Here is an 18,487-nt window from a genome sequence, read left to right on the forward strand (position 1 = left end):
ATGGAAATGACTTTTTAATAACCGATAGTTATAAAAAAAGCTTATAATTTACCCGTATCGCATTAATATTGAGCAAAAACAATAACATGGGTGAATTTAGCTATTTGTGCGTAAATTTGCAGTGGATCACGCTGGTAGAGGAGTATATCGAGGAGGAAAGAATGAGATTGTCGTCTCGAGCCAGTGTTTTATCCCATATAAGCCGGGTTTGAAGCAACAAAAAAAAGAGCCGACGGGATGTCGGCTCTAAGTCAAGCTGAGGATAACGCGGCCTGAACGGCCAATTTCAGCCGTCGATTCAGCGCAGCGTTTCAGAGTTCTTGTTCGAATAACATCAAAATCGCGTCGTACAGTTGCTTAACGGTAAACGCGCGCGCCGGGGTAATAAAGATGGTGTCGTCACCGGCGATGGTGCCAAGAATCCCCTCAGCTTTACCGAGCGAATCCAGCAGGCGGGCAATCAGCTGGGCAGCACCTGGGCTGGTATGGATAACCACCAACGCATCGTTATAGTCGATATCCAGCACCAGATTTTTCAGCGGGCTGGTGGTAGTTGGCACGCCAAGCTCGGCTGGCAGACAGTAAACCATCTCCATTTTGGCGTTACGGGTACGCACCGCGCCAAATTTAGTCAGCATGCGCGATACTTTGGACTGATTGATATTGTCGAAACCCTCGTCCTGCAGCGCCAGCACAATCTCGCCTTGAGAGCTAAACTTCTCTTCTTTTAATAAGGCCTTAAATGCCTTAATCAAATCTTCTTGTTTTGATGGGTTACGCATAGGCTACCGATATAGAAGAAAGTAAAACGGGATGCCCGATGCCGGGCGATAAATTATTATGCATTTAAATGAATTATTATGCAAACTGCCTTTAGGCTTGAGTTGCGGAATTTTCAATGCGGGCGCGCATTCTACCAAACTTTCTTCGCGATGAAAAATGGCGCACTGGCGCATAGCTATGAGAAAGCAAGTGAACAGATTGTTATAAAATTGATGTTGTTCTGATAACTGTTAAAGGTGTAATGTAACCGCCGAATAATGTGTCTGCATGCAGTTACTATCAGCGTCAAATCTGTACGTAATGCGGTCAATCTCAACGGTTTGTGCTCGATTCAGTGCGACAGCACGCAAAACCATGACAAGATCCTCGTCATTCGCTCGCAGGTTGGTTATGGTCGTAACCGGATGGATTTCCGGCACTTTTCTGCTCACAATAATAAGGAGTTTAGGATGAAAGTTGCAGTTCTCGGCGCAGCTGGCGGTATTGGCCAGGCTCTCGCACTTCTGCTTAAAACCCAGCTTCCGGCAGGTTCAGAACTCTCCCTGTATGACATCGCTCCGGTAACCCCTGGCGTTGCAGTCGATTTAAGCCACATCCCTACGGCAGTTAAAATCAAAGGTTTCAGCGGTGAAGATGCTACCCCTGCGCTGCATGGTGCGGATGTGGTACTGATCTCTGCCGGTGTGGCGCGTAAGCCAGGTATGGATCGCTCCGATCTGTTCAACGTGAACGCCGGTATCGTGCGTAACCTGATTGAACAAGTGGCGACCACCTGCCCGAAAGCACTGATTGGTATTATTACCAATCCGGTGAACACCACGGTGGCGATTGCTGCTGAAGTGCTGAAAAAAGCCGGTGTATACGATAAGAACAAACTGTTTGGCGTTACCACGCTGGATATCATTCGCTCCAACACCTTTGTGGCTGAGCTGAAAGGCAAACAGCCTGAAGAGCTGAATGTACCGGTGGTTGGTGGGCATTCTGGCGTGACTATTCTGCCGCTGCTGTCGCAGATTCCTGGCGTCAGCTTCAGCGAGCAGGAAGTGGCCGACCTGACTAAACGTATTCAGAATGCGGGTACTGAAGTGGTTGAAGCGAAGGCCGGTGGCGGATCGGCAACGCTGTCGATGGGTCAGGCGGCGGCACGTTTTGGCCTGTCACTGGTGCGTGCGCTGCATGGCGAAAGCAATGTGGTTGAGTGTGCCTATGTTGAAGGTGACGGCGAGCACGCGCGTTTCTTCTCTCAGCCGCTGCTGCTGGGTAAAAACGGCGTTGAGCAACGTAAGCCTATCGGCACACTGAGCGCGTTCGAGCAGCAGGCGCTGGAAGGCATGCTGGATACGCTGAAAAAAGATATTACGCTGGGCGAAGAGTTCGTTAAGTAATTTCTGCAGCATGCTGTCACGGGCGGTGTTCGCGCCGCCCGTTTGCGATGTAGCCATTAATTCTGTTGCGGATATTCGAGAATGGTCACCGGCAGCGTCAGTTTCTGATCGTTGCGGTTAACTTCAACATCTATCACTGACCCAGGGCGTATTTCAGCTACCTGATCCATCGTTTCCTGTGCTGACACCGCAGCTTTGCCGTTAACGCTGGTGATAACATCATTGGCCTGAATACCGGCTTTCGCCGCCGGACCGCCTGGCGCCACTTCACTGACCACAATCCCCTGAATCCGATCGATACCGGCGCCCTGACCATGCAGCGGCGGCACTTCACGCCCGGTGATGCCGATATAGCCACGGATAACCCGTCCGTCACGAATCAGTTTATCCATAATCTTGGTGGCTAACGCGGTAGGAATAGCAAATCCAATGCCTTCAGGCGTTTCACCATCGTTGCTTTTGTCGAATGAGAGTGTGTTGATGCCCATCAGCTCACCGAGTGAGTTAATCAGCGCACCGCCGGAGTTACCGTGGTTAATCGAGGCGTCAGTTTGCAGAAAGTTCTGGCGGCCGGAAGGGCTCAGACCGACACGTCCGGTGGCACTGATAATCCCCTGAGTCACGGTTTGTCCGAGGTTATACGGATTACCGATAGCCATCACGATGTCACCAACGTGTGCGACTCGTTTGGGATTAATCGTGATAACCGGCAGGCTGGATGCCGTAATTTTTAATACCGCCAGGTCGGTCAGGCTGTCGGAGCCGACCAGCATCGCTTCGAAGAAACGGCCATCCTGCAAGGCGACGATAATTTGATCGGCATCGTTGATTACGTGTCGATTGGTGAGGATGTAACCTTTTGCATTCATAATCACGCCGGAACCCAGCGTCGTTACGCCGCGATTTTGCGAGCCGTTTGCCGCACTGCGATTATAGACGTTGACTACCGCAGGCACAGCACGCCGCACGCCGGGATTATAGCTAACCGGTGTCTGATCGGCGCTGTCATCCTGCGCGGAAATCAGGTTACTGCCGATCCTCAGCGCAGGCATCGCTGCCAGTAAAATACCCGCGACGATCAGGCCAAGAATCACCGAACGCAAAAGTTTAGGAAACATGGTGTTAAGTTAAGCCAGAAATAAACGGAAGGCAGAATAACATGAGTTACGCGGACACACACAATGTTGTGTCCGCGTCGTGATGGCAATAACGACTTAACGCAATAGCAGGTAGATACTTTCCCCGCCGCGCATCACATTCAGCGCCACCAACGGAGGTTTGGCTTCCAGTATCTTGCGCAGTTCTGCCAGGTTGTGAACCGGAGCGCGGTTAACGCCGACAATCACATCATCCTTATGCAGGCCGACCTGTTCTGCTGGGGTCGATTTGGCGACGTCATCAACTTTCACCCCTTTGGTGCCATCTTTCAGCTGGCCATCGCTCAGGGTCGCCCCCTGCAACGCCGGTGAAAGCTGTGCAGCGCTGGTGCTGCTCTGGCTACCACTTTCCAGCTTAACGGTCAGCGTCAAGGGTTTGCCATCACGCAGCAGGCCAATTTTTACTTCTTTGCCTGGTGCAGTGGTGCCGATTTTAACCCGCAGCTCAGCAAAACTGGTGATCGGCTTACCGTCGATGGCAGTAATGATGTCGCCAGATTTTATGCCGGCAGTGGCGGCAGCAGATTTCGGCAGCACCTCACTGACGAAAGCACCGCGCTGGGCATCAACCTTAAAGGCTTTAGCCATATCAGCGGTCATTTCGGTGCCTTTGATTCCCAGCTGACCGCGTTTTACCTCGCCAAATTCAATCAGCTGCTGCGCCAGGTTCATTGCCATATTGCCTGGAATGGCAAAGCCGATGCCGATATTGCCGCCGCTGGAGGCGAGAATCGCGGTATTAATCCCGATCAGTTCGCCGTTAAGATTAACCAGCGCGCCGCCGGAGTTACCGCGGTTGATGGCAGCATCGGTCTGGATAAAGTTTTCCAGCCCTTCCAGATTCAGGCCGCTGCGGCCAAGGGCGGAGATAATGCCGGAAGTGGCGGTTTGTCCAAGGCCAAACGGGTTACCGATGGCGACGGCAAAATCACCCACTTTTAGCTGATCGGAATCCGCGACTTTCACCTGAGTAAGATTTTTTGCGCCGTTGATCTGGATCAGCGCGATATCGGTTTGCTCATCATGCCCGATCAGCTTGGCGTCATATTCATTGCCATCACTCAGCTGAACGTTGATTTTATCGGCACCGTTAACCACGTGATTATTGGTCAGCACATAGCCTTTTTCCGCATTGATGATCACGCCAGAGCCCAAACCTTCAAAAGGCTGCGGCTGTCCGCCGCGCGCGCCGCCCTGGCCGAAAAAGCGCTTCAGCGGCTCGGGAAGATCCTGCGATTGAGTCTGCGTTCCCTCAACATGCACGCTGACCACTGCCGGCAGCACTTTTTCCAGCATCGGTGCCAGGCTCGGCAGCGGTTGGCCCTGAATCTGAGCAGGAAGTGACGCCAGCGCCTGTGGAGCAAGGGTTAAGTTCATGCCAATACTTAATGCTAATGCGCTAAACAGTAATGATTTTTTTTTCATCGCTACGACGCTCTCGCTGCTAAAAAATTGAGGGGGAAAAGTTATGAAGACTAAAAACTGTGACAGATGATTCAGAAAAGGGTTCGACGCTTTATGTCGAAAAAGGGGCGCAAAAGCGCCCCTGAGAGTAAATTAATCGCGTTTGGCGTGTTCGCTACGCAGCAGGCCGGATGCGCCTTCGGAGTAGTCTCGCGGCATCTGGACCGGTGCCTGATCGTTATCCGCTTCTGCTTCAGTTAACTGATAAGCAAAAGGGTTTTTCTCACCTGGCAGATTTGGCAGCAGGTCGTTCGAACCTTTCGCCATATGCTGATAAAGCTGGCGGTAATCACGCGCCATGTTATCCAGCAGCTCTGCGCTCTGTGCAAAATGGCCGGTCAGTTCTTCACGATAATCCGACAATTCGGCTTTAGTTTTTTCCAGTTCATACTGCATGCTGCGCTGCTCACGCAATTTTCTGTTACCAAAACGCATCACAACTGCGCCGATAATAATACCAACCACCAAACCAATGAGCGCGTATTCCCAGGTCATAAATGACTCCCATGTTGTCTTCGTTGTTCCGTAGGGCCTATCAACTTAATAATAGCCACTATACCTGCTTATCGAATCGAAGTGGAATCCTGTGGCAGCATCGCTTAGTGTAGAACGGCCTTTTTTTCGTCAACCGGCTGCGTGACAGACCACTTTTCAGGGAATGTGATTTAACAATGCAAACGACTTCTCCTCTGGCGCTTTATCAGCAGGCGCTGAATAACGGCGACTATCAACCTGACGAGGTTCAGCGTAATGCGATCGCTCGTTTAGACGTTATCCAGCAGGCCTTGATCGCCACACCGTCTGCGCCGTCTGCGCCGCCTGGCGGCCTGTTTGGTAAGCTGAAGGGACTGATGGGCAAGGAGAAAACCGCGCCGCTGCCACCGGTTCGCGGGCTGTATATGTGGGGCGGAGTGGGGCGCGGGAAAACCTGGTTAATGGATCTGTTTTTTCGGGCTATTCCTGGCGATCGCAAACTGCGTCTGCATTTCCATCGCTTTATGCTGCGGGTGCATCAGGAGCTGACCGAACTTCAGGGGCAGTCCGATCCGCTGGAAATCATTGCCGATCGTTTTAAGGCGCAGACCGATATTCTCTGTTTTGATGAGTTTTTTGTTTCTGATATTACCGATGCAATGCTGCTGGGAACCTTGATGGAAGCGCTGTTTGCCCGTGGTATCGCGCTGGTGGCCACGTCGAATATCCCGCCGGACGATCTCTACCGTAATGGTCTGCAGCGTGCGCGCTTCCTGCCAGCGATCGAATTGATTAAACGCCATTGCGACATTATGAACGTCGATGCCGGCATCGATTATCGTCTGCGCACCCTGACGTCGGCCCATTTATGGATGCAGCCATTGAACGATGAAACTGCCCGCGAAATGGAGAGGATGTTTGTCGCGCTGGCTGGAGTGGCACGCGATGATGAGAAGCCGGTACTGGAAGTTAACCACCGGCCGTTGCCGACGCTGGGCGTTGCGGAAGGCGTGGTGGCAATGGATTTCTATACGCTGTGCGGCGAAGCGCGCAGCCAGCATGATTACATCGAGCTGTCACGCCGTTTTCATAGCGTGCTGCTGTATAACGTGCCGGTAATGGTCAATCGCACCGAGGATCAGGCACGCCGTTTTCTGGCGCTGGTGGATGAGTTTTATGAGCGTCACGTGAAGCTGGTCGTCGCTGCTGAAGCCTCACTGTTTGAAATTTATCAGGGCGAGCGGCTGAAATTTGAGTATCAGCGCTGTTTGTCGCGTTTACAGGAGATGCAGAGCGAAGAATACCTGCGTCTTGAACATTTGCCGTAAGCGCTTAAAAAACCCTGGCCGGAAGTGGATTTAATCGCAAAAAGGGGTCGCGCTTTGTGTGCGACTTCTCTATAATCTTGCGACCCCACGTTACGGCATTGGTTTTTTTTCCCAAAAACTTTTGCGTTCCAGTAACTCTATCCGAAGGGGTGGGCTTGCTGGTCAAGATGGTCGTGTGAGCCTCAACCGTTTATTCAAGCGTTTGGGATTTCACCAACGTGTAACTTAATTTGGGTAAGCTTTTAATGAAAACTTTTACAGCTAAACCAGAAACCGTAAAACGTGACTGGTACGTTGTTGACGCAACGGGCAAAACTTTAGGTCGCCTGGCGACTGAACTGGCACTGCGCCTGCGCGGTAAGCACAAAGCGGAATATACTCCGCACGTTGATACTGGTGATTACATCATCGTTCTGAACGCTGAGAAAGTTGCTGTAACCGGCAACAAGCGTACTGACAAGATTTATTACCATCACACCGGTCACATCGGTGGTATCAAGCAAGCGACCTTCGAAGAGATGATTGCTCGCCGTCCTGAGCGTGTGATTGAAATCGCGGTTAAAGGCATGCTGCCAAAGGGCCCGCTGGGTCGTGCTATGTACCGTAAACTGAAAGTTTACGCGGGCAACGAGCACAACCATGCGGCACAGCAACCGCAAGTTCTGGACATTTAATCGGGATTATAGGCAATGGCTGAGAATCAAAACTACGGCACTGGTCGCCGCAAAAGCTCTACCGCTCGCGTTTTCATCAAGCCGGGCAGTGGTAACATCGTTATCAACCAGCGTTCACTGGAACAGTACTTCGGTCGCGAAACTGCCCGCATGGTAGTTCGTCAGCCGCTGGAACTGATGGATGTGGTTGGTAAATTTGATCTGTACATCACCGTTAAAGGTGGTGGTATCTCTGGTCAGGCTGGTGCGATCCGTCACGGTATCACACGCGCTCTGATGGAGTACGACGAGTCCATGCGTGGCGAACTGCGTAAAGCAGGCTTCGTTACTCGTGATGCGCGTCAGGTTGAACGTAAGAAAGTCGGTCTGCGTAAAGCACGTCGTCGTCCACAGTTCTCCAAGCGTTAATTCGCCTGTTTACAGCGCAAATTATCGAAAAAACCCGGTGCTTACACCGGGTTTTTTATTGCCCGTCACGGATGTAATCCGGGGTATTTTCCCGCTCACTAGCATTTTCCCGTCAAATCTTCAATGCTTCCCCCACAAGTCGCTTAAAATCTGGTAAACTGTGTGTCACTTTGCGCCCGTATGCCGGGTAGTTACGCATGATTATCCTGTCAGGATGCTGGATCGGCGCAACTTTTGGCTGCGAGGGGTTATATCAAGCAGGTTAGTCGCCGCGTGGTTGGCTATTCGCAGTAATTTTCTCGATAAACTTGGAGGTTTTCATGGCTGTCGCTGCCAACAAACGTTCGGTAATGACGCTGTTTTCTGGTCCGACTGACATTTTTAGCCATCAGGTACGTATCGTGCTGGCTGAGAAAGGTGTCAGTGTAGAGATCGAGCAGGTTGAAACGGATAATCTGCCGCAGGATCTGATTGACCTCAACCCGTATCGTACCGTGCCAACGCTGGTCGATCGCGAGCTGACGCTGTATGAATCCCGCATCATCATGGAATACCTTGATGAGCGCTTTCCGCATCCGCCACTGATGCCTGTGTACCCGGTTGCACGCGGTGAAAGCCGCCTGATGATGCACCGCGTAGAGCAGGACTGGTACAGTCTGATGCGTAAAGTTGAAAACGGCAACGCGCAGGAAGCTGACGCGGCACGTAAACAACTGCGTGAAGAGCTGCTGGCGATTGCCCCGCTGTTCTCCCGTACGCCATTCTTTATGAGTGAAGAATTTAGTCTGGTTGATTGCTATCTGGCACCGCTGCTGTGGCGTTTACCACAGATGGGCATCGAACTGTCTGGTGCGGGTTCAAAAGAGCTGAAAGGCTATATGACGCGTGTGTTCGAGCGTGATTCCTTCCTGGCTTCCCTGACGGAAGCGGAACGTGAAATGCGCCTGCAAACGCGGGGCTAATCGTATGGAAATGTCTCAACTAACCGCACGTCGCCCTTATCTGCTGCGAGCGTTTTACGAGTGGCTGCTGGATAACCAGCTGACGCCGCATTTAGTCGTAGACATCAATCTGCCTGGCGTAATGGTGCCGCTGGAGTACGCTCGTGATGGACAGATCGTTCTGAATATCGCACCGCGTGCCGTGGGTAACCTTGAGTTAGGCAACGATGACGTTCGTTTCAATGCCCGCTTTGGTGGCGTTCCGCGCCAGGTTACCGTACCGCTGAATGCGGTGCTGGCAATCTACGCCCGCGAGAACGGTGCAGGCACGATGTTTGAGCCTGAACCTGCCTATGAAGAGGGTGGTGAGCAAAACTTTACTGCTGAGCAGGATGAACCAGAGACCGTCATGTCGGTTATTGATGGCGATCGTCCTGATGACAGTAGCGATGATGACGATAACCCTGATGATACGCCGCCGCCGCGCGGTGGTCGTCCGGCGCTTCGCGTCGTCAAATAGAAAACGGGCCTGCTGGCCCGTTTTTTTTTACCCTGCTTGGTGTCACACGCCGACCAGCCAGAGAGGTTGCCGGTCGTCCTGCTCAGGCTGGTCGAAGGTGTGCAGAAACAGAAACCAGGCTTTCGACAGATCCTCGGTGGCTCGTTCAGGGTGCTTTTCCACAAAGTAATCACACATCAGGCCAAACACCATTTCCGCATCGGTCATAATTAATCGGGTGACCAGCAGATTGCTGTTAAACAGCTGGATGAAAAGCGCAGCGTAGTGGCTCTTATCGATCAATTCAGGCTGGCTTTGCTGCAGAAACTCAGCGGTGGCCGGCGAGCGGTAAAATTCTTGTTCCTCCTGACACCAGCTGTCCGCTTCCTGCGCCATTACCCGCTGAATTCTGCCATGCAGACGTAACAAAAATTCAGGCCCGGAAAAGGCCTGTAGCGCCCACGGGCTGGAGAGCCGCAGCTTAATCCAGTCGGCAAACTGCCGGGCATTTTGCGGATCGGCATTAATCGCCGCCAGCCGTGCCGACGGCTCTCCGCTTATTGCCGGGCCAGGCGGCGTCAGCAATAAATCTTCGTTATGTTGCGCGCCAATCTGTAACGGCGGCGCGGTGCCCGCGCTTTGATTATTGTCAGGATCGCCAATACCGGCTGCCAGCACCAGGCGAACCGGCCAGCGATAGCGCTGTGACATCAATTGCGGCTCTTGCGTTGCGGCAGCGGGCCGCAGCAGTAACATTTGTTCGGCGCTGCGTGCGGTCTGCCAGTAGCGAAATCCCTGCTGGCAGGTCTGCTGCCATGAGCGTGCGCGCTGCTGCATCTCATCTGCGCGCCACAGCGGCTCGGGCAACGTCAGTAGCCGGTCTGCTATCCTTACCTGCGGCGGCATCTCAGTAACCAGAGTGTGCAGCAGGTCCAGCGCCGGTTGCCAGCTGTTGCGCGCCGCTCCCGGCCAGTCGGCATCGCGGATACACGGCCACGGCTGCTGAAACAGCTCTGCGGTAACATAAAGCTGACGGTCGTAATAACCAAAGAAATAGTTGTGCGCAAAGCGCTGCAACTGCAATGGTAATATCGTCTTCATCGCATCTGGCTGACTGTGCTGCTGGCTTTTAATCGACGGAATCGCAGCCACGGCAGCATTGAGCATTGTCAGGCGTTGTGCGATCCACGCCTTTAAATCGTCGCTGGTTAAGCGCACATCATGGTGCAGATTTATCTGCTGACGCATCGCATGCAGTAGTGTCTTCTCCTGTTGTAATTTTTCCAGCGCGCTGTCGCAGCCAGCATGGCTGAAAAGGTTGTAATCCCGCCAGGCGTAAGGCTTCCACAGCAGCTCATCCAGAGAAAGCGGCGTATCTTCAAGCTGCGCGTTTATTTTTACTCGCTGCCAGAAGTTTTGCCGCATCCGAAGAAAGGCCAGCAGGATATCCTCCAGCTCGCTTTGCGCCTGTTTGCTGAAGGCTGAGCGGAAGAGAAAGGCACGATGCTGGCTGTAAGCCTGGCTGATGGCCGCACGCCTGTACTGCCGCGCGCCGGACAGGACATTTTCCAGCCGCAACTGCTCATCCGGCTCCAGCAATGCGCGATAATCCGGTGCTTTTTGGCGGGTAATAAGCTGGTTAATGGCCGCATTACGTTGCCGTGTGTCTGCACCACTGACGTCGCGCGGCCAGTCCGCGGGCAGGGCCGGGGAAGGCTGAAGCTCGCCGCTGGTATCCAGCATCCGGTAGCTCAGACGCTGATCATTCTCGATAAAAATAAATACCAGACTGCCGTCGTTGCGTTGCAGCACGCGGGAAATCGGCACCATGGTGGTGGTGTGGTGACTGCCGCCGTTCCAGTGCAGATAGCTGGCAGGTGTGAAAATCCCTTGTTTTGATATTTCATCCGCATCGGCAGCGGAAATAAGTTGCCAGGCGGGTTGTCCGCTAAGTCTGCGCAGGCCGCCCTGGGTGATATCGATCTGATTGGTTTCAAGCGACAGGTAGTTGTCTTGCAGTGCCTGTGCGTTATGCGGCGAGAAATCGAGCCGCCAGCCACCGCCGGTCAGCCTGGTGACGGTGACCGGAACTGCCAGTTCAGCCCCGGCTGGATAAAAGTAGTCTCTCTGCTGATTGTTCTCACTGCGGATAACCACCAGGGGTAATCCGGGGCGTTGTATAACTGAGCCGTCGGGCAGAGGGATACCGCCAATCAAGACGCGTTGCAGCTGCCATGCCAGAGCTATTGATTCATCGAAGAATTGCCTGACGGATATCGCAGCGCGTCGCAGCGCCTGCACGTCATTCTGCAGCCAGTCAAAATAGGTTAAGTCCGGCCAGATTGTGGCGTTGATTGCGTCATCTGCTAACAAATACAAGGCTTCCCGGTTATCGGCGGTGCTGGCATACAGCGCGCGACTTTCTCCGTTTTTCCAGCCGAGATAGCAGAAGCGACTGACCGGATCCCACCAGAAACCGGCGAAACCGTATTCAGGCAGATTAGCCCAGGGCGTTGCGCCAGTTCGTGGCGCGGTCGCTCTTAATACCGCAGTCATTGAAGGCCAGAGGGTGTGACCACCCATTACCGTGCTGATAGCGTGACTAAAGCGGCTGACCGGATCTGAGTGAACGAGTGTGGTGGGATCCCGCCGTTGCCACTTCGCAATGTCCGGATGCGCCGCTGCCCGGGCAATATGTTCAGTTTTCTCCGGCAAAGAGGAGTAGTAGCTTTTCTCATTATCATAGAAGAACAGATGCTGGCTCAGCCAGGTGATCAGGCTCTGCTTTGCCTGATTAAATGATGTCTCATTGTTTTCCTTCTCCAGCGTAGCTAATCGTTTCACTGCCTCTGATTGCATCCATTCAAACAACACGATTGCCGGGTTAGTGACCGGAAAGCTGACAGAATAAGTACCGATTGTCAGGTTCAACTGGATGGGATCGAGAAAAAGGCGGTCGTTGTCAGCATCAGCAAAACAGAGACGGGTCAGTTCATGCGCATCGGGAGTTGCGGTCAGCTGGCGAAAGATCGGGGGGACTGATTCTGGCTCACCCAGCGGCAGTATAATACCGTGCTGATTTTTGATATTAAAAGCCAAACCTGCAACCAGCCCCTGTTGTATCAGGTTGCTTTCTTGCCGATACCAGGTGAGCTGCAGCTCTCCCCGATAAATTGCCTGAGTCAGCTGCAGGTTTTTCTCGTCAGTAAGCTCAAACAGCGCATGTTGCAATAATTTACGCTGTTCTTGCAGAGCAGTACTGAGCAAAGTTCGCAATGCGTCCCAGTCGCCAGGGCTGGAGAAGTTCATCTGAGCAAGAAACAGCGCCAGCCAGTGGCTTGCCTCCAGGCAACTGAAAACGCGTTGTTGCATCGCGTCAGCCTGCAAAAGAGTTGAGGACACCGTCTTTAGCGCATCCAGGGCTTCGGCACGCCGATCGCCAACGGGCTGGCATCCACTAAGAAAAGCCAATTGCTGAATGGCGGTTTCGCGTAAAGAAAGCAGGCCAGTGTCATGCTGGGCGGCGCTGGCCAGCATAAGCAGTTCACCGGCAGTCGACGTAACTAAATTTAACTGACGGCAAATAATTGCACCGAGACAAAGCCACTGCGATGAGAGCGAGTGGAGGGGAGCCTGAGCCAGCAGTGGTTCAATATCGCTCAGATAAGCGGTAAAAGAGAGCAGATGACGAACTGTGGCGGTGATGTAGCGTCTGATGGCCGCCAGCACGGCGCTGTCATATTGCTTGCTGGCTAATGTAAAGCGCCGGACGATTTCTGTAATCTGCACGCCGGCAAAATTTTGCTGTGTCAGGCTGGCGAGGCGGAATGCGGGATCGGCAAGATTATTTTGTAATGAATGAACGATAAATTCATATAAATCAGGTGATTCTGGCATCGTGAGCCGTAAAGTATCACTTAATAGCTGGAGAAGAAGGTAATCGTCCTGTACATCCAGCAGTGGCAAATAGTGGCTCAGTGCCCGGTATTGGTAATCCACGATATTGCCCAGCACGTCAATCAGATCATTGAACAGACTGACTACATCCTGCGCTGTCGGGCTGTTGACTGGGGGGCGATCGTCCAGTGCATGTTGCTGCAAACGTTGATGAAACGGCAGCGATCTCGCGCGTGAATAGAGACTGACTAACGCCTGTAATTGTTGTTGATACACGCTGGTTTGATTGAGCATCACGTTGGTGGTAATAGAGGCTTCCTGCAGCAGGTCAGACGCCTTTGGCAACCGGCTCACCAGTGGGGAAACGGGCCAGGAAGGATCGGTGTCAGCCAGCTGGCGTTTAGAGCGGTGATAGGAGTCGGACATGAAGTCGTTGATTAAAAAAGTAAACCAGTGTCCATTATCTCGCTGATAAACCTGGCAGAAAAAAAGCTCAGGATACCGTGCACAGCTCTTCGTCAGCGCCTCTCTGACATCATCAATAAACAGTGAGTTAACCACACCATTATCAATAATCTTAATTCTGTTGCCGGATGTACTTAGCCGCTGCTGCCAGCTTTGACCTAATTGCTGCGCGGCGCGCTGTAAGACCGGGGTTATCTTTTCAAAGTGCATTTCTGGAAAAAGATATTGCTGAAGTTTATCCCGCCAGGCATTCAGCGCTGTCTCCTCACGCCATTTGCTGACAGGATAATCAGCTAAAACTTGCGCACTGAATTCGATGCGTACTAATGGCAGATAAATATCTGAAATGCTCCGGGCTATGCGCTGCCAGTTAGTGGTAAAACTGGCGAGGGAAGGGAGTGTTGCATCCGGGTACTTCACACGGAAATCAGCAGCCCGCTGAAGAAATGTTTCAATGTTGGGGCTAAACAGTGTGATATTAGCCGGGTTACTGGAAATAAGTTCATTACTGATATGACAGAACTGTTGAACAACTGCTGTATGAAATTTTTTCTGCATCGAGAAATGACTGGACGCATAAATGGTAAATCTGTCCAGGTTATAATCCAGATTTTGCTGAATAATATCCAGTTGATGCTTTCGTTCTATCGGACTTCCTGCTATTGCTTTCGAGAGAGCGTCGCTGTCTTCGTTCATTAACAGATATTGAATCATAAAAAGGTAATTTAGCTCAATACCCTGAATGTTACTTGTTAACAGTGCCTTGATCGTGCGCAGAGACTCGCTGATAAATATATTTTGATCGGATTGCATGGTGACCGGCAGGGATATATACGACCTTAATTGATAGTCATGATAATACTGATAAAGTGCTTCTTCAGTAATTTTGATATCGTTTTTATCTTTTTTGTAATGCTTTTGCTGAGTCATGATGCTGCTGGTTAACCAGCGTACAGAAATGGTCAGGGAGATAAAACAAAACATTGCCATCTGATTATAGTTATCAGGAATCGTCCAGCCAGCATTTTTGGCGGCATCAATGACGGATTCTACATTAGGATCACGTAATGCGGTAAAAAAGAGTTTCTGATAAAGCGTTGAATTAGTGCGGTTAAGATCAAAAATATCGAGAATGACATTATCAGCTTGTGACGAGTCAGCGTGGCAAGTAAAGTTACTTTTACTGGGCTGGGGAAGAATATATTTCTCATTCTCAACTGATTTTGCTGCTGTCGGATTATGCCATGGAGCCTGGAATCCAGCATTTTTTTTCAATGAGTAGGCTTTTTTGATAAACATTTTAGCCAGTCCGATGCCCCATGGAATATTAGATACTAAAAAATCTTCGCCGGAACGTAATGAGAGATAAGGAAATTTAACGTAAACCGGCATCGAAAATAAATTTCCCAGAGAAGTTTGCAGCTTGAAGCGTAATTGAGTTATTTCATCATCATAAGCTTTCAATGAATTCTGAGTGAATTTTATTTTTTCGATGAGGAGGTTGGTATTACTGTCCGAAGAAGACATCGCTATGTTATTGCTTAATTGTAAATTAAAGCTACTCAACTCGCTTCTTCTTATCCAGCGTAAGGTGTATATTTTCCTGAGCGATTGCATTAAGGTAGTGAGCGTTTTTTTTAAACCATATCCCATATAAAAATCCGCTGCGCATATGGTTAGCTGAAATACCGGAATCAGTGGAGACGGAGGTGAAATATCTTGCCGGGTATAGAAAATGTCGCGAAAGAGTTCATAACAATTGTAAAAGGGGAATGACTCTATCAGCGTCATCGCTTTTCCTTTTTCTTTCGTCAGTTCAACCGCCGTGGGATCGTGTGCTTTACTTTTTAGATGAAAAAGAAGCTTTCTGCGGTTTTCTGTCATCTCTTTTTTTAACGCATCCAGTGGCACATTGTTCTTATCGCCTAACCGTCGTTCATGATAAGTGACGACTATCTCTTTAGGACTTCTGACGGCATGGCAGAGTTTATTCTTATAATATTCATAATGTTCTGTAAAAAAAACGCCTGATTCTTCCAGGCGACTGAGTAAGTTTGTGGTGGGTTGTTTAATATCATCACAGGGGTCAAAGAAAGATTGTTGATCCATAAACAGATAATTTTCATCCAGAAAGCCATTTCCCGCTTTAAATATATCCTCAGTTTGGTTATACAACAGTCGTTGTAAGGGGTAATGGCCTGGGTGCATGCGACTAGCTTCAATGTGGATAGCATAATAACGTTTCTCTTTGGTGATGCGATTGTAGCCAAAAAAAATCTTTCCAATTTCATGGTAGGGTCGTAAATTGTAAGATGTACGTTCAATAGTTTTGCGGTTGAATTTTATTAAAACAGACTGAAGTGTGTATCGTAATGTTTTAAGTCTTTTAACTTCTGCATCGATAGCATAAATTTCCGTATTCGTATTTTTAAGAAAACTGCATTCTTCTTCTGATGAAATTTCGCATGCACGGTCAACCACTTCTTTATATAAGGAACAATGATAATCCACCATTTCCTGATAAGTTTGATCAAACTTTTTATATAGTTCTGGCAATGTCGGATGCTTTTTTAATGAAAAAATTCGTTTGTTACTTGAATCATAGAGACGTAATGACTCGGGCACTTTCATCGGAAGATAATGATGTAATACTTTAAAACCATCATTAAAGTTACGTATCAGATCGCGGAAACTCCTGCACTCTGATAATCTTCGAATATCTTCGCTGAATTGCCCCTGAGTGATAATTCTGAAGTGAATGGTATCGAAGTTTTGTTCGGCTTCAATATCAAGTTCTGGAAATGCATTGCTGATGATATCGTCAAAATTTCCGATAGGCACACCTTCGAGTTCAACATCATATTTATGATAGGCATACATTTCTTTATTTAGATCTTTATACACCTCTTCAAGGTATTCCCGATCTTCGGTTAAATTATAGCTGGCATAACTTCTTAGCCGGGCAGTAATCAAACCATCAATTTGCCCCAAAGCCAGCGCGGAAGAAAAATCATTGTTTCGGATATGTTTATTTTCGGTGAATATTTTTCCAATGTAATTCCAAAGGTAGTAAACATTTTTTGACAGAATTTTTTCATTTTCCCTGCCATTTCTTTCCAGAAATAACAGGTCTGGTGCCACCTGGGATATCAAGAAATCGGTGATCTTATGCATTTTTAGTCGAGTGAAAATATTCATCGATAGATATTCTTTGTTACAATGCAGGCGTAATTCGTGAAGTATTGTTCTGGCCGAGCTGTTTTTCTTATTCTTAATGAAGTATATCCATATTATATTAATTTTGTTTCCCATCGAGATGATGATACTGCTAATATCTACGGGCTCTTTTCTGCCCGCCGGCCTTAGCAGTAGCGACAACAGGTGCAACAGCTGTTGATTCATCTCATTACGTTCACTACTTTTAAATGTTGTTATATCAAAAGCTGCCAGTAAACGGTCGGCATGAATAATATTAATATCGCCATAGTCGTCAAATAAATAATCGAAAAGATCAATTGCGAGCGGTGCCTCGGTTTTGTCAGAATGAAGCAATTTTCTGATCTTATCCGTGCCATCAGCGCACAGATCTTGATTCTCGCTGAGCGCATTTCTCTTAGTGGTTGATGATGTCGCTGCATCCGATAAGCTACTGTGCAGATAGCGCGCACCCGCCAGCAGAGTAATACCAGATGCTGCCAATAGTAAGTTGGTCCTGAGCTTACACCATGGATTTTGTACCGCCGCTGCCGCTATTACCACAGAAGCACCTGAAATCAGCAGCGGTGCTGAGGCGTCTGCGGCCGAAGAAGCCGCCGGTGGCACGGTGTTTGCCGGAATGGCGGAACGATCCCGGTTGCCTGGCGGCAGCATTTCTCTCTGGCCCTGCGGGCATGTGGTGAGTTTTCCGGATAAAATTTGCTGCTCGGTTTGCTGATAAGCCTGATAAAAGCGTTCGGTGCGCAGGCTGTCGGATTGGTGGCACTCCACACCGGTTAATTGCCGGTCTTTTTGCATCAGTACGTCTTTATTCATACAGCGAATCACTGAACGGTTTAAGGCTTTATTGGCTTTACTCTCTTCCCAGGGTTTGTGGTGGGCATGCTCATACCATGTTTTCGTGAGCGCCTGCCGATGTTTAATCAGATACAAACGTTGATAATCATGACTTTCTGCGGATAAATTGCAGATGTCCTGGATTATTTTTATCCCATAAGTGAAGACATTAACCGGCGGTCTTTTGCCATCGGTCCAGCCGGTGATGCGCAGCATGGTGTAAGCCGCGAGGATCAGTGTGATGCCGGTTGTCACTGTCTCAGTGATGCCGGTTTCACTGCATACCTGCATAACCGGAGCAATCACCTGTTCATATAGCGCCACCAGCCAGCCGGGTTGAGCAAAATCCTGCTGTGCGCAAATCGTCAATCCGGTGGCCAATAACAGGGAAGCGGTGTGCAGCGCTGTTTCGGTCAGAGTAATATGCTGCCTGAATAACCAGATACTTAGCAGTGCTGGCAGCGTGGTCAGCAGGGCAGCGGTGGATGTCGCACCCGCCACCAGATAGATAAGTTTATTGATCAGTTCCAGTCCGCCAGTAAATCCTGCCAGCCAGACAATATTCTTTCCCTGACGACTACAGATTAATACCGCCGCGAGCAGCTTACTCAAATCGGGATGAAGAACATGCAGTAAGTTTGAAGCCAGGGTGGTTTGGCTAAGTAAATGAAGTTGGTGATGAATCGCTTCTTTCACCTGCGAGGCGAGAGAGCTGAGTAATGGCCAGTGCGCGGAGGCAGGAGTCAGCCAGGGCTGTGTATCTAAGGCATCGTAGAACAGCTCTTCATCAGCCGCTCCCTCCCTTTCCGCAACCGGTAAAGACAAGCAAGTATTGCAAATACTGGCAACCGGAAGCGTGCATAAATCAGCGCGGCTTATTTTGATTCTTGCCGGTAACATATGGCCGTTGGCGACGGGATTGATGTCGTTTTTCATATAAACACTCAGATTCCTTGAGT

At 50.0% G+C, this 18,487-nt stretch carries 11 protein-coding genes; 6 read left to right on the top strand and 5 right to left on the bottom strand.

The features are described from left to right. Positions 1 to 311: 311 nt before the first annotated feature. On the bottom strand, positions 312 to 782 hold the full coding sequence (argR, locus tag RIN69_RS02345; RefSeq protein WP_313855305.1) for a transcriptional regulator ArgR: 471 nt from the start codon (positions 780 to 782) through the stop codon (positions 312 to 314). 450 nt (positions 783 to 1,232) lie between these two features. Here argR and mdh point away from each other — a divergent pair, with 450 nt between their 5' ends. Continuing rightward, the gene (gene mdh / locus RIN69_RS02350) at positions 1,233 to 2,168 is read left to right on the top strand and encodes a malate dehydrogenase (RefSeq protein ID WP_313855307.1); all 936 of its coding nucleotides are present in this window, start codon (positions 1,233 to 1,235) and stop codon (positions 2,166 to 2,168) included. A gap of 56 nt (positions 2,169 to 2,224) precedes the next feature. Here mdh and degS read toward each other — a convergent pair whose 3' ends face one another. From degS to zapG, 3 genes are all read right to left on the bottom strand, one after another. Then, positions 2,225 to 3,286 carry an outer membrane-stress sensor serine endopeptidase DegS gene (gene degS, locus RIN69_RS02355; protein WP_313855308.1) on the bottom strand — a complete coding sequence of 354 codons (1,062 nt, stop codon included), beginning with the start codon at positions 3,284 to 3,286 and terminating at the stop codon, positions 2,225 to 2,227. Between the two features lie 96 nt (positions 3,287 to 3,382). Beyond that, positions 3,383 to 4,750: a serine endoprotease DegQ gene (gene degQ, locus RIN69_RS02360; protein WP_313855309.1), complete on the bottom strand. Its 1,368-nt coding sequence runs from the start codon at positions 4,748 to 4,750 to the stop codon at positions 3,383 to 3,385. 132 nt (positions 4,751 to 4,882) lie between these two features. Further along, complete coding sequence (gene zapG / locus RIN69_RS02365; RefSeq protein WP_313855310.1) at positions 4,883 to 5,284, bottom strand: Z-ring associated protein ZapG; 402 nt, start codon at positions 5,282 to 5,284, stop codon at positions 4,883 to 4,885. A gap of 176 nt (positions 5,285 to 5,460) precedes the next feature. On the opposite strand from zapG, the gene zapE reads away from it, so the two are divergent. The 5 genes from zapE to sspB all read left to right on the top strand — a co-directional run bounded on the left by zapE (position 5,461) and on the right by sspB (position 9,134). Continuing rightward, the gene (gene zapE, locus RIN69_RS02370) at positions 5,461 to 6,591 is read left to right on the top strand and encodes a cell division protein ZapE (protein ID WP_313855311.1); all 1,131 of its coding nucleotides are present in this window, start codon (positions 5,461 to 5,463) and stop codon (positions 6,589 to 6,591) included. A 245-nt stretch (positions 6,592 to 6,836) separates the two neighbouring features. Then, complete coding sequence (rplM, locus tag RIN69_RS02375; protein WP_313855312.1) at positions 6,837 to 7,265, top strand: 50S ribosomal protein L13; 429 nt, start codon at positions 6,837 to 6,839, stop codon at positions 7,263 to 7,265. A 15-nt stretch (positions 7,266 to 7,280) separates the two neighbouring features. Continuing rightward, a complete protein-coding gene (gene rpsI / locus RIN69_RS02380) occupies positions 7,281 to 7,673 on the top strand; it encodes a 30S ribosomal protein S9 (protein ID WP_052898248.1) in 393 nt (130 codons plus the stop codon). Positions 7,674 to 7,993: 320 nt separating this feature from the next. Continuing rightward, complete coding sequence (sspA, locus tag RIN69_RS02385; RefSeq protein WP_313855313.1) at positions 7,994 to 8,635, top strand: stringent starvation protein SspA; 642 nt, start codon at positions 7,994 to 7,996, stop codon at positions 8,633 to 8,635. Between the two features lie 4 nt (positions 8,636 to 8,639). Next, positions 8,640 to 9,134, top strand: a complete 495-nt coding sequence (gene sspB / locus RIN69_RS02390) for a ClpXP protease specificity-enhancing factor (RefSeq protein WP_313855314.1) — start codon at positions 8,640 to 8,642, stop codon at positions 9,132 to 9,134. Positions 9,135 to 9,176: 42 nt separating this feature from the next. Here the strand turns inward: sspB and RIN69_RS02395 are convergent, their stop codons facing one another. Continuing rightward, a complete protein-coding gene (locus tag RIN69_RS02395) occupies positions 9,177 to 18,464 on the bottom strand; it encodes a hypothetical protein (RefSeq protein WP_313855316.1) in 9,288 nt (3,095 codons plus the stop codon). Positions 18,465 to 18,487 lie beyond the last annotated feature (23 nt).

It is taken from the genome of Winslowiella toletana, from assembly GCF_032164335.1.
Classification (GTDB): Bacteria; Pseudomonadota; Gammaproteobacteria; order Enterobacterales; family Enterobacteriaceae; genus Erwinia; species Erwinia toletana_A.

Bases quoted from the DNA above. Each gene is read 5' to 3' on its own strand.
- sspA (WP_313855313.1), top strand. From the start codon at position 7,994: ATGGCTGTCGCTGCCAACAAACGTTCGGTAATGACGCTGTTTTCTGGT.
- zapE (WP_313855311.1), top strand. From the start codon at position 5,461: ATGCAAACGACTTCTCCTCTGGCGCTTTATCAGCAGGCGCTGAATAAC.
- rpsI (WP_052898248.1), top strand. From the start codon at position 7,281: ATGGCTGAGAATCAAAACTACGGCACTGGTCGCCGCAAAAGCTCTACC.
- zapG (WP_313855310.1), bottom strand. From the start codon at position 5,284: ATGACCTGGGAATACGCGCTCATTGGTTTGGTGGTTGGTATTATTATC.
- degQ (WP_313855309.1), bottom strand. From the start codon at position 4,750: ATGAAAAAAAAATCATTACTGTTTAGCGCATTAGCATTAAGTATTGGC.
- sspB (WP_313855314.1), top strand. From the start codon at position 8,640: ATGGAAATGTCTCAACTAACCGCACGTCGCCCTTATCTGCTGCGAGCG.
- rplM (WP_313855312.1), top strand. From the start codon at position 6,837: ATGAAAACTTTTACAGCTAAACCAGAAACCGTAAAACGTGACTGGTAC.
- RIN69_RS02395 (WP_313855316.1), bottom strand. From the start codon at position 18,464: ATGAAAAACGACATCAATCCCGTCGCCAACGGCCATATGTTACCGGCA.
- degS (WP_313855308.1), bottom strand. From the start codon at position 3,286: ATGTTTCCTAAACTTTTGCGTTCGGTGATTCTTGGCCTGATCGTCGCG.
- mdh (WP_313855307.1), top strand. From the start codon at position 1,233: ATGAAAGTTGCAGTTCTCGGCGCAGCTGGCGGTATTGGCCAGGCTCTC.
- argR (WP_313855305.1), bottom strand. From the start codon at position 782: ATGCGTAACCCATCAAAACAAGAAGATTTGATTAAGGCATTTAAGGCC.